The organism is Pseudoalteromonas sp. BSi20429 (genome assembly GCF_000238895.1).
GTDB classification, from domain to species: domain Bacteria; phylum Pseudomonadota; class Gammaproteobacteria; order Enterobacterales; family Alteromonadaceae; genus Pseudoalteromonas; species Pseudoalteromonas arctica.
On record NZ_BADV01000033.1, the window covers coordinates 19170 to 32379 of the forward strand.

The following is a 13210-nucleotide window of genomic DNA, read 5'->3' on the forward strand; positions in this document are numbered from 1 at the left end:
TTATTGATCTAACCCTGCATGTTGTTAGCGGCCCATACCAAAAATTACTGTTTTAATTGTAAGCATAAGTATTTTTAAATCTAATATCGTAGAATGGTGCTTAATATAATGAATGTCGTATTTATGCTTCCAAATAGCGTCTTCCAGTGACGCGCCATATGGGTACCTAACCTGTGCCAAGCCTGTGACACCAGGCTTTACTGCATGGCGGAAACGATAATATGGAATTTCCATTTCAAGGTCTTTAATAAAGATCTCTCGCTCAGGCCTTGGGCCAACTATTGACATACTTCCCTGTAGAACATTTATTAGCTGAGGTATTTCATCAATACGTGTTTTTCGAATGAATTTTCCTACTTTTGTGATTCTTACGTCATTTTCACTAGCCCATTGAGCACCATTTTTTTCAGCATCACTACGCATAGACCTAAATTTATAAACTTTAAACTCTTCATTATATTGGCCTGTTCTTTTTTGTTTATATAAAATAGGGCCTGGGCTTTCTAATTTAATAAGTAAAGCAGCCATTAATGAAAGCGGTAACGTTATAAAGAGTAAGAATATAGAACTAACTACATCTAAAACTCTTTTGGTTATTTGAGTTCTTTTATTCGATAAAATTGAAAATGCTTTTTGATGTAAAAAGTAACTACTGTGCAACAAATGTACTTCTGTGTACTTTAACCTACCGTCTAAATAACTGACTAATGGTTCTACCCATGCACCACTCTCAGTTGCCCTTACTAGAAAGTCTCGTTGCTTATCTGTTAACTGCGCACTTCTGTAATGGCATATAACTTTTTCAGTAAAGTCGACTATTGAGAAGTCATTAATTACAAGCTCAAATGAATGTGCATTAATAATTTCTACAATATTAGAAACACACTCATCTGGGCAAAATACATATATTTTATTTTGCTTTAGTGCTTCTTTTTTTGATTTAAAACTCTTAGTAAACAATTAAAAATTCCAATTTGTCTAATGCGTCAAGAAATATCTTGTTACTTATGATTCAAAGTTTAATCATCTAAAGTAATGTTTATTTAAAATTTATTTATAGTTTTAACCTAATCTGACTTATTTTATAGGTTTACTATTTCCCTGTTTAATAAAATATCTCACTAAGACAAAGACACAGCTAATAAAAAAACCTAATATAACCCCTACCAAACAAATCAAAGCTCTTTTCGGTTTAAACTTTTTCTCTGGCACTATAGCTGGATCAATTGTTTTGAAAACATATTCATCTCGTACATTAGCGAACATAATAGTTTTTGTTTGCTCTTCTACTAATTTATAAAGTACAGCACGAATATCAGCAATTTTGGTTTGTTGTATTTGTGACATTAAGAAACTAGTACTTTTATTTGCTTCGACTACATCGCGCTGTTTCATAGTTGAGTTTATTTCTTGTATTAGCCAATTTACCCATTGCTCTGCAATATATGGTGATACATGCTCTACTGAAATAGTCACCATACCATTTTCTTTATTTGCATTTGTAGAAAGTACTTTTGTAAACTCTTTGTAAGCTTCTTGCATTGAAGGTTCAGCCTTAAAAGGGGGTTCAACTTCACGAACCCATTTAGCGTCACTTTTTAAATAAAGGTCTCTGTTATAATTTATTGTGTTATTTTGACTATTCCACGATTTTGCGGCCATTAAGTCAGGCAATATATTATATTTTTTAATAAACTCGCTGGTAAATTTACGCGATTGCAACACTTCAAGTGCCATCTGAGTTTTATCTACACCACCGCTACCTAAACTAACACCTGCTAAACTAGCCAAACCGCCAAACTGACCAGCTAATGCTCCTAGTCCTCCCTGCTGCTCTTGCTCTGCAGGTGCTAATAAAGCTTCTGATTTATAAATGTTAGGCTGATTAATCGCATAAAAAACAGACGTCACTGCAAATAAAATGGTTATTACAATAATAATCCATTTCCCTTGCCAAATAGCAGTAAGCAGTTCTCTTAAGTCGATTTCGTCATCAGCAATCATAGGCTTATTTTTATCTGTATGATTATTTGAGTTATTATCCATTTACATCTCATATTTTTGCTATCAGCTATTAAAATAATTTTAATAGCGCTAATACAAACTTAAGCTAGAAATACTTTCATTCTGCTTAAGCTGTTAGGAAAAACTTGCTTTTTATTAAATACCGCTAATAGCAGCAACCGCTACACCTAGTTGGTACATAATCTGCGTTGCAGTACTCCAAAGCGTTAGCTTATCCATATGCCCTGCATCCATTGGTATTACTATTGTGTCGCCTGGTTCTAACTGATCAGCATTATTTGCTGCGAACCAGCCACCTGTATTTGGTATTTTTACAGAGCCATTGGCTTTAATAATGTAAATTCTGTCTTCAGCTGCACGCTCTTTAAGGCCACCACTTAGCGCAATATAATCATCAACACTAACCCCTGTTTTATATAGATGTGATGTAGAGTAGTTAACTTCACCAATTATGCTAATTGAATCGCGCTTGCTTGGTACATAAAGTGTATCACCATCTTGTAATACTAAGTTTTGTTGATTATTTACAATTAACGGCAAGTCAATTACTAAACGGCCTACGGCTTCAACACTCGCGAGGTCGTTTAACAGCTTGTTCATTTCTTCATACGAAAGTGTGCTACTGCTTACAGAGTTTTGGAAGCTCTTAGAAGCTATATCACGGCGAAGCTCTGTAGATAAACGTGCTAACTGCTTTTCCTCTTGCTCTTTAATCGACGTACGGGTAAATACAGCTGCTTTTTGCTCTGCAAAATTTGAAAACCCCCCCGCGCGTTCAAGTAATTCAGTTAGCGTTTCACCACGGCGTATAGTGTAGGTACCAGGGAATTTAAGCTCGCCTTTTAATTCTACTTTTACGTTTTCTTGCCAATTTGGAATAGCGAATACGTTTATGCTGTCTTTACTTTGTAATGTAATATTACTTTGAAGGTCGCCTTTCAGGGCGCTTTCAAGATCAAATCGTAAGTGTTCGATCTTAGAACCATCGCTGGCTACAATACGTGTAATTTCAGCTTGTTTTACGTAGGCAGACTCCAGCAAACCACCGGCTGCTGTTATTAAATCACTTACCTCACCACCAATCATTAGTGGATAAATACCAGGATAAGTAACGTTTCCGCTAATCTCAACTAATTGCATAGCTTGCTGCACTGATGCTTGCTGCTTAAATTTAGCAATAATTGGCGCTAATAAATTATGGCGGCTAAATAACGCGTAATCTTCAGGTTTGAGTTCTTGGTCTTCTTCTTTTTTTGCTTTGCGCTTAGAAATTTCAGCAATAGTGAGTATTTTATTGTCTTCAAGAACAAGTTCTTCGTCTTCTTGATTAACGCCAATGTATTTTTCGAACTCTTTTTGTTCAAACTTATGCCATTGCTCTGCTTTTTGTTGCTGCTTTTGTTGCTCTTGACTAAGAGCCATATTTGCTAGAGTTGATTGCTCTAATTCTTTTTCTTCAAAACGACTAAATACAACTATCTTGTCATTAGCTTGAAGTTGTAAGTTATTTTCAGGGTTTTTAATAATCGCTTGAGCAACGTCGAATTGGTGTGCTTCTATATCGCCGTTTATATTTATTTCGCGGATTACGAGTCCATAGCTTAAATCGGCTTGCGGTAATAAATCACCACGTACTGATTTAAGTACATCTGAAATGCGCTTGCCTTGATGCCACTGATAATTGCCTGGGCGCGCTACAGCACCAATTAAGCTAACTGAGTTTTGATATTGCGAGCTAACTGAATTAAAGCGAATACGGTCGCCATCTTGTGGAATATAGTTAATTTGCGATTTTGAAAAATCTACCGATAGCACTTCTTTACGATCGAAGTTAAAGCGCTCTACAATTGCGCTTTTGGCATATGCATTTGGTTTAAGGCCTCCGGCCATTGCTAATAACTGCTTAGCAGACTCACCTTTTTTAAGTTCAAAGATAGCTGGGCGTTTAACCGCACCTTCAACTCTTACTTGAGCGCCAACTGATGGAATAAATACAGCATCGCCCGGCTTTAATACGATATCGTTACTGCTATCACCATTAATAAGTAAGTCGTAAAGGTCAAAATTTGCAACTACGTTGCCTGCGCGTTTAACTTGAATATTACGAAGAGAGGCAATGTCAGACACACCACCACTTACAAATAATGCGTGCGAAACAGTTGTTAATGAAGAAACACTGTAGCTACCCGGCTTGTAAGCCTCACCTAGCACTAAAATACGCATGCTACGAAGTTGACCAAGCGATACAAAAGCTTTTACGCCAATAACTTCTTGCTCTACTTTTACTTTTATTAGTTCTTTAATTTCAGCAAAGGTTAAACCTGCAACTTCTACAGGGCTTAGATCAGGAATACTAATACGTCCTTCACGGTCAACTATGACTTCAAAACTTTCGCTTTCTTTTCCGTAAAAGTTAATTTTTAACTGATCGCCAGGGCCTACAATGTACGTATCGGATACTGCGGCATTTTCGCTTGGCATAAATGTAGTGGGTTCACCTGCAAACAACTCATAACCATATGGTTTTAATTCGTCTGCTTTTGGTTTGAAGCGCTCTTCATCTGTTAGCTTTTCTTTTTCTGGCTCTGCGCGCTCACCAATACTGTTTTGTTGCTCAGTATTATTTTGATTATTAGATTGGTTTGTACCGGTGATTGTTGAAACATCAACACCATACTGTTTTGCTAGGGCTTCTTGCTGAGCTTTTGGCAGCTTTTTAAATTGCTCAATTTGAGATGCTGTTGGCGTAAAAGCCAAAGTACTAAAACTACAAAGTAGAATAAAAGCACTAATAAATTGTGTAAAAACTTTCACGAGTAGGTATATCCCTAGGTCTACAACCAAAATTGGTGGCTATAATACATTAATTTTGAGCAAATAAAAAAGGGACTTTCGTCCCTTTTGTCACTTTAATGTCATTAACTTAGTTACATTGGTTAAAAACTGTAAACCAGTGTGAATGATGTTTCTGTGTCAGTGCTTTCTTTGTCGTCAGCAACATCTGAGTTGTTAGTGACATTAAAAGCGACTTTCATTTGTAATGAGCCGTTTATTTTTGCAAGCAATGCAGTTTCTGAACGAGTTTTAGTGTTTGTATCACCATACTCTACAGCAACTAATTGAGTAAAACGTGCACTCTCAGAAATTTGCCAGTTGTAATCTAATTTACCTAAGGCAATTACTTCGCCTTCAAACTCGCCAGCAAGAGAGTTACCGTTATCATCTATTTCAGTGCTGTCATCTGGGTATTCAAAATATTTATAACCAGGACCAACTTCGGCACTTAACCACATTGTTTTTTCGTTTAATAAACGTAAACCGTAACCAGCAGAAATTACTGACTCACTTCTATATGCTCCAAAATAATCTGAAACGTGTGAACCATAAATGAATAGATGAGAATGATCTTCATTTAATTTGTAATTACCTTGCGCTGAAATCGAGTACTTTTCATTTGTGCGCTGTTTATTTTTGTCGCCATTCGCATCTTCAACTTCATCTTCTTTGTAGATGCCGTCTAGTTTGTATTCGTTGTTCCAGTGTTCAAGGTTGTGCTGTACTTTAATACCACCTTTGAGTGTGGTCGTTTCTGTATTACCACTTGTGATAATAGCACCAAGCTCACTGGTAACTTCCCACGTTTTTTGATCTGCGTCTGCAGCGAATGCATTTGTTGCAGCAGATGCTGCAACTAAAACTGATAAAAGCTTTAATTTCATTAAAAAATAACCTTTGTATAAATGTATATCTATTTTATTAAAGCATTACTTGTTAGAGCAAGCTAAACAGCTAAGTAATAATGTAAAAAATTTCATGCAGCAAATACTGCATGAAATTTTTATGTCTAATAGCCATTTTATCACTACAACAATTAATATAACTTTAATTAAATAACTATTTAAAATTAGTCTTGCTTGTGTAAATGAACATCCATTTGTGGAAATGGGATTGCAATATTTGCATCATCTAATGCAATTTTAATATTTTCCATTAATGACCAGTAAGTAGGCCAGTAATCAGCAGCGTTAACCCAAGGGCGAACAACAAAGTTTACGCTAGAATCACCTAGCTCAGATACAGCTACTGTATAGGCTGGGTCTTTAAGTATGCGTGTTTCTGCATCTAATACAGATTTTAATACTTCTTTTGCTTGACGTAAATCAGCATCGTAACTAACACCAATAACTAAATCGATACGGCGAGTAGACTCACGCGAGAAGTTAGTAATAGCGCCTGACATTATTTGAGAGTTTGGTACGATGATTACTTTATTATCTGGAGTACGAAGTTCAGTTGAGAATATTTCGATTTTCTTAACAGTACCCATTTTATTACCTGCTTCAACAAAGTCACCAGACTTGAATGGGCGAAGTAAAATAATAAGTACGCCTGATGCGAAGTTAGATAATGAACCTTGTAATGCTAAGCCAACAGCTAAGCCTGCAGCACCTAAAATAGCAATGAACGAAGTTGTTTCAATACCAATTTGCGAAAGTGCCATTAAAATAGTAACAGCAAATACAAGTGTGTACACAATGCTTGAAACAAACGACCCTACAGCTTTATCTACTTTCTTTTTAGCAAAACCTTTTTCAGTTAAGTTAGAACAAAACTTAGCGATACGACTACCAAGTAAGAAGATAACAAGCGCAACAACAGCTTGTATACCGTAGTGTAAGATTAGGCCTGAGTTATCGTTAAGCCAATTAAGTACTGAATCCATATTTACTCCAAATGTTTTTTATTAAGCGTTTTCCGAGCATTATTATACATTAATTTACAATTTATTCTCATAGAATAATGAATTAATACTATTAAAGTCGCCTGTATTCGATTTTTCGCGAAGGTTATGCGACAAATATGTTACCTAATCCCCGTAAATACTAACTGTCCAACTACTGATTAAATTTGTGTATTTAAATTATTTTAATTTATTTCACTTTTAGACTTCACAAGATTTATTATTTTATGTATTATGCGCGCCACACCAAACAAGGTGTGTGTAGTGGCGGTTGTAGCTCAGTTGGTAGAGCCCCGGATTGTGATTCCGGTTGTCGCGGGTTCAAGCCCCGTCAATCGCCCCACTTTTTCTCCTAGTAATCCCCTTATTTATATTTTAATAATTCCCCTAAATTATCTTTTTTAATATTCTATACAGCATACCTAAGCTTTGTTACCCAAATTAATATTTTAAGCTAAATTAGTTTATCAGCAACCTCTCCCTTTTAATTAGTTTAACTTGAAGATTGATTAAGCAAGTATTTAGCCTGTAATTAAATAACATTTATTTAACCAATGTGATTACATTGGCTGTACTTAAGTACAAAAAGTGCTAGATTTCTAGTACTAATACCAACCTGCATAAATATTTGAGCAACTTAACGAATTAAATTGCACTATAACGTTGTTAAAAATTTTTATTTAGAACAACTAGATACAAAAACTTTCGCCTAGTTATAGCGTAATTTCCTTAACGTTAAATAGACCCCACATATAAGCAGATTGGCATAACATCACTTTATTACAAAACATCAAACTTCCTATGGGATATAAAATTAAGCATGATTAAACAGCTTTTAAGAAATTTACTATGTAGTTATTTGACCTTAATAAGTTTTAGCTCATTGGCTCAAAGCAATGATGAATATGATAATCTATTGATTGAACTGCAAAAATTAGTTTCTGAAAAGAAATATACTCAGGCTTACGAAAAAAGTAACAGTGAATTTCAATACTTAGGTGAGCCTGTTTATGATTTTTTACTTGGGGTTTCTGCGCTTAAAACAGGAAATGCGGCACCTGCTGTATTTGCTTTTGAACGCGTGGTTGAAAACAACCCTAGATGGTATGAAGCTCGCTTGTACTTAGTTCGTGCTTATTTAACCGTTAATAATTTACCTGCTGCCGATACTCAAGCTTTAATACTGATTAACTCACCTAACACACCTAATAACATAAAGTCTTTGGCACAGTCGTTACTTGATACAACCACACTTAAAAAGCAAGAAGCTGGGCGTTCTTATAAGCAAAATATTGAGCTTGCACTTGGCGTTGATGGCAACGTAAATGCGGGTACGGCAGAAAATACGATTATAATTCCTAATATTGGTGAATTTTTATTATCGTCAGAAAGTAAAAGTACGCAAGACAACTATGCGCGACTAAATTACAGAGGAAAGTACTCTCACCCCATAGATCAAAAAAGTTTAATCACTTTGAGTGTTAATACCGGGTGGTACAAGTTTGCAGAACTCAGCCAATACGATCGTATAAATGCGCATATTAATGCTGCCTATCAATATAAACAAAATGACATAAGTTGGTTTGCACAAGTATCGACGACTCCATTAATGCTTGATGGCGATCTTTATCGTACTGAATCAGCTTTAACAGCAGGTGCTAGTTATAAGCTGAATAAACAAGTTAATTTATTTAGCTCTGCGACTGCGGGGGTTTTAAATAATAGATTTGATGAAAAGCTCAATAATTCGTTTTATGCAATAAACGCAGGAGCTAGCTATGCAACTAAGCAATGGTTTCAAAGTTTAAGTGTTAACGCTAAAAATGAAGAAGCCGATATTACTGAAGGTGAATTTAATAGCCGTAATATTACGAGTTTGTACTACCAAGCAAACACTCAGCTGGCCCAGCATTGGCAGTTGTTATCTCTTGCTGGATACCAATGGATTAATTATAAAGATGATCACCCTTTATTTTTACAAGAACGTGCCGATAACCTCTTTATGCTCTCAACCACTGTTCGCTATTTAGTTAATCGTGATTTAGCAATACAGTTGGCTGCCAACTATCAAGATAAATCCAGTAATATTTCTTTATTCGAATATGACCGTTTAGATATCAATTTAAGCGCTTCTTACTCATTTTAATTTAAGGTATTTATGAAACATTTACTCCCTGTAATTACCACTTTACTTTGTGTAAGTTTTTATACACAAGCAAATGATCCTGCTGGTAAAACTATTTTAGCGCGAGGCTCTGTACTAGCGGTTGATGGAAGCTCTGAACAACAACGGCAGTTGCAGCGCAGAGATACCGTTTTTGGTGTAGATCGCATTACGACCGGAGAGAAAAGCAAAGCGCAATTTTCAATGTCGGATGGTGGTTTAATCGCTTTAAAAGAAAATTCAGAACTAAATATTGCTAACTACGAATTTGATGATAATACCCAACAAGGTTCTGCTTCTATTGAGTTACTTAAAGGTGGTTTACGCTCTATTTCGGGTGTGATTAAAAAAAATGGCGGCTCTTATAATGTAAAAACCCCCGTTGGCTCTATTGGTATACGGGGAACACATTTTGAAGTTCAGCTCGTTGAAGGCAATGTGTTTTTAGCTGTATGGGATGGCGCAATAGATTTAACTTTAGAAAATAATAGCGTGGTTTCTTTGGGTGATAACGAGGCATTTTCGTTTGCACAAATTACAGCCTCTGGTGAAGTATTAAAAACGACGCGTGCGGCACGTGTGTTTGATCAAAATATAGTAACGATCGACCCTAAAGATGACAACGAAGAAGAGACTGAACAAGCATCTGTAACTGAAGTTGAAGTAAATGCTTTTGAAGCAGATACAGATACTATGGATATATATTCTGAACAACAATTTCAAACAGTTAGCAGCGCATCTTTAGTCGATCAAATAGCTCAGCGCCAAGGTGTGTTTAACTATGAAGCATCAAGCTTTAATGTAAATTCGAGTGTGGGTGCTGTTACTGACTTTGCTATGACTATGGCCGTTGATTTTGATAATGGCACGGTACCTGATGGCGAAATTAGTTTTAATGACGCGGGCGGAAATTGGTATGCGGCTTACAGCGGTTTAATAAATTTAAGCGAACTTGACTTAGCCGTTACATTTGCATCCCATGGCAACAATAAAGCCGAGGGCGATGTTGATGCAATATTTTTGAATGACTTAGACAACATTACTGGCAACTTTAATCTTAACGAAATAAATAATCCTGATGTAAATGCTAGCGGTTCTTTTAAATTAGAACCATAAACACATTGGATACAAAGCTTTTATTATGGAGTATTTAAAATGACAGCAAAAAATATATTTTTGCTTGGTTCTATGGTGTTTTTGTTAAGTGCCTGTGGAGGCTCAGAAGAAAGCCCTGCTCAAGAGACAATACAATCACCTACGGCTGAAGTAGTAACGCCAACGGTGACTAGCTATATAAATTTGGCTGGTGTTATAGCGAGCAATCAAACCAAAAATACAAAAGTTTTAGGTGCTGTCACTTCAAGTAGAGGTGTTGTTGGATCAAGCATAGCTAATACACGCGCTAATATTGTTTTTTCACAAACAAACGAAACTGTGCAAGGCAACGTTTCTTTTTTACTTGAAGCTTCGGATACTGATGGCATTGCTGAAGTTAATTTAGTGCTCCCTAGTGTCAATAAAAGCATATCACTGTGTTCTTCTGATTGTGGTTTTGACTACGAAAAATCAATTATAGGCCTCAGCCCTGCGCTTTATGGCGTAACTCCAGGAGAGATACGCCTAGAAATATGGATAACTGACACTTTAAATAATCAAGTCCTTGCTGATGCAATTACTTTTAACTGGCAACCATATCAAATTGAAGGTGTTACAGCTCAGCGAGACGAAGATAATATTAATCTTTCGTGGCAAGCTAACCCCGAACTTAATCGTTATAACGTTTATATTGCAACTCAAACTGGAGTTTCATCTACTAATATTAATGAATTAGAAAACGGGCAACAATTTTTAAGTATTCAAGATACTGCATTAAGCATTACCGAGTCACTTACAGATAAAAGTTATCAAGTACTTATTACCGGTATTGATGGCAGTGGTGAAAGTGGCTTTGCTAATATAATAAACATAGCACCAGTGGGTGGAGAGCTTGCATTTGCACCAGAAGCTAATGCCGATCAGTTTCAGATAAATGAAGATCAAACCCTGCAAGGCAACGTTCTAACAAATGATACGAATCAATACAGTGGCGATTTACGTGTAAATGCAGATGCATTAATTCTACCGCAGCATGGCACCATTGATATAAATGAAAATGGGGATTTTACTTATATCCCTATTGCAAACTTTAATGGTGAAGATGCCTTTAGCTATCAAGTTGCTAACGAGCTAGGTATGACAGATACCGCAGTTGTAGAGATAACCATTTTAGCTGTTAACGACGCTCCTATTGCGCTTGATAATACTTATAACATTACAAACAATGGAACCTTAGTTGTCCTATCGCCTGGCTTACTTATTAACGATAGCGATATTGATTTAGATGGCTTAACTGTTGATACAACGCCTGTTAGCGAACCGACAAGAGGACAATTAACCCTTTTTGATAATGGTAGCTTTGAATACCAAGGCGAGCAGAACATGCAAGGTGAGGACAGCTTTCAGTATAGAGTTGTTGATGCACAAGGTGCTCAGGCTATTGCAAATGTAACTATTGTAAGCTCAAACACTAACGTAGCCCCTGTAACAAAAAATGATAGCTATAGTTTAAGCGAAGATGAAACACTTGTGGTTACAGCAGCCAATGGTGTGCTTAGTAACGATACTGACCCAAATAATGACAGTTTTTCAGTTGATGAAACATTTATTGTGGCACCAACACATGGCCAACTATTATTAGCAATTGATGGCAGCTTTAGTTATGTGCCAGATGCTAATTTTAATGGTGTTGATCAATTTCGATATCAAGCTATCGACTCATTAGGTGCAACCTCTACAGCCACAGTAACTTTAGTAATAAACAGCGAACCCGATAGCCCTGTCGCACAAAATGATGCCTATCAATTTAGTAAAAATAAACTATTTGAAGTAACAGTACAAAATGGCTTGTTAATTAACGACTTTAATATTGAGGCTGGCGATTTATCGGTTAATACTACGGCAATTAATACAACTCAAAATGGCGAACTTACATTAAATGCTGATGGCTCGTTTACTTATCAACCAGACTCAGGTTTTATTGGTGTAGATAGCTTTACCTATTCAATTTCAAATGAGCAGGGCTTAACTGCTACAGCTCAAGTAACATTAAGTGAAAGCGGCGTTAATACTTTTCCAGAAGCCAATAACGATCAATTTACGTTAGACGAAGACAGCTCTGCATCTTTATTAGACGTGCTAGCTAACGACACTGATGCAGATGGCGATACGATTAGTATTTCGAACATAGAAAATATTGCTGGAGAAGCGACTATTGTCGCCGGAAAAATACAGTTTACTCCACCAGCAAACTTTTCAGGTGAGATAGTACTAACTTACACCATTACGGATGGCTATAGCATTGGTAATGAAGGCATAAACGACAGAACAGCAAGTGTGACGATTACCGTTACATCCGTTAATGATGCCCCTACTGCAAATACTGATTCAGCAACGATGAACGAAGATGCTCCTGCGTTATTAGTTAACGTACTAGCTAACGATTCCGACATTGATGGCGATACTCTTTCAATAACAGCTGCTACCGCAGATATAGGTTCTGCATCTGTTGTTGATAATAAAATTCAATACACTCCTGCTGATAATGCAAATGGAGCCGCAATTATTAGCTACATAATAAGTGATGGTAACGGCGGTACTGCAACTACAAACTTAACAATAATTATTACTCCTGTAAACGATACTCCTATTGCAAACGCAGACTCAGCGACAGTAGATGAAGATGCAGCGCCAATACTAATAAACGTATTGGCAAATGACTCTGACGTGGATGGTGATAGCCTCACTATCAGTGCTGCCTCGGCAAATACTGGTTCAGTCGCAGTGGTTGGCAATCAAATTCAATATACACCGGCAGCCAACGACAACGGTGTAGCAACAGTTACTTATACTGTAAGCGATAGCAGCGGTGGTGCCAGTACAACAACGTTAACTATCACTATTACTCCCGTAAACGATGCTCCAATAGCAAACGCCGATTCGGCTACCATGGCTGAAGATGCAGCGCCAATACTAATAAACGTATTAGCCAATGACTCAGATGTGGATGGCGATAGCCTCACTATCAGTGCAGCCTCGGCAGATATTGGCTCGGTCTCAGTGGTTGGCAATCAAATTCAATATACACCGGCGGCCGACAGCAATGGCTTAGCAATAGTTACTTATACCGTTACTGATAATAATGGCGGAACAGATAATACCACGGTCACTATTACTATAACTGC

At 36.7% G+C, this 13210-nt stretch carries 8 protein-coding genes and 1 tRNA gene; 4 read left to right on the forward strand and 5 right to left on the reverse strand.

The window, feature by feature from the left end; translation table 11 throughout:
* Window positions 1-24: 24 nt before the first annotated feature.
* The 5 genes from P20429_RS12340 to P20429_RS12320 form a co-directional block, all read right to left on the reverse strand.
* Window positions 25-960 carry an exopolysaccharide biosynthesis polyprenyl glycosylphosphotransferase gene (locus P20429_RS12340; protein ID WP_007582311.1) on the reverse strand — a complete coding sequence of 312 codons (936 nt, stop codon included), beginning with the start codon at window positions 958-960 and terminating at the stop codon, window positions 25-27.
* A 117-nt stretch (window positions 961-1077) separates the two neighbouring features.
* Window positions 1078-2046, reverse strand: a complete 969-nt coding sequence (locus P20429_RS12335; protein WP_007582313.1) for a Wzz/FepE/Etk N-terminal domain-containing protein — start codon at window positions 2044-2046, stop codon at window positions 1078-1080.
* Window positions 2047-2160: 114 nt separating this feature from the next.
* Entirely contained in the window at window positions 2161-4839 is a 2679-nt protein-coding gene (locus P20429_RS12330; protein ID WP_007582316.1) for an SLBB domain-containing protein, read from the reverse strand.
* A 122-nt stretch (window positions 4840-4961) separates the two neighbouring features.
* Window positions 4962-5744, reverse strand: a complete 783-nt coding sequence (locus tag P20429_RS12325) for a YdiY family protein (RefSeq protein WP_007582317.1) — start codon at window positions 5742-5744, stop codon at window positions 4962-4964.
* A gap of 185 nt (window positions 5745-5929) precedes the next feature.
* Window positions 5930-6748: a mechanosensitive ion channel family protein gene (locus tag P20429_RS12320; protein WP_007582322.1), complete on the reverse strand. Its 819-nt coding sequence runs from the start codon at window positions 6746-6748 to the stop codon at window positions 5930-5932.
* 285 nt (window positions 6749-7033) lie between these two features.
* Between P20429_RS12320 and P20429_RS12315 the strand changes: the two genes are divergently transcribed.
* The 4 genes from P20429_RS12315 to P20429_RS19360 form a co-directional block, all read left to right on the forward strand.
* Window positions 7034-7109 (forward strand) — tRNA-His (locus P20429_RS12315).
* 477 nt (window positions 7110-7586) lie between these two features.
* Complete coding sequence (locus tag P20429_RS12310) at window positions 7587-8912, forward strand: surface lipoprotein assembly modifier (RefSeq protein ID WP_007582323.1); 1326 nt, start codon at window positions 7587-7589, stop codon at window positions 8910-8912.
* A 12-nt stretch (window positions 8913-8924) separates the two neighbouring features.
* Window positions 8925-10046 (forward strand): FecR domain-containing protein, encoded by a 1122-nt coding sequence (locus P20429_RS12305; protein ID WP_007582324.1) that lies wholly within the window; start codon window positions 8925-8927, stop codon window positions 10044-10046.
* A 39-nt stretch (window positions 10047-10085) separates the two neighbouring features.
* Window positions 10086-13210: Ig-like domain-containing protein (locus tag P20429_RS19360; RefSeq protein WP_033026598.1), on the forward strand; the 3125-nt coding region annotated here is incomplete at its 3' end.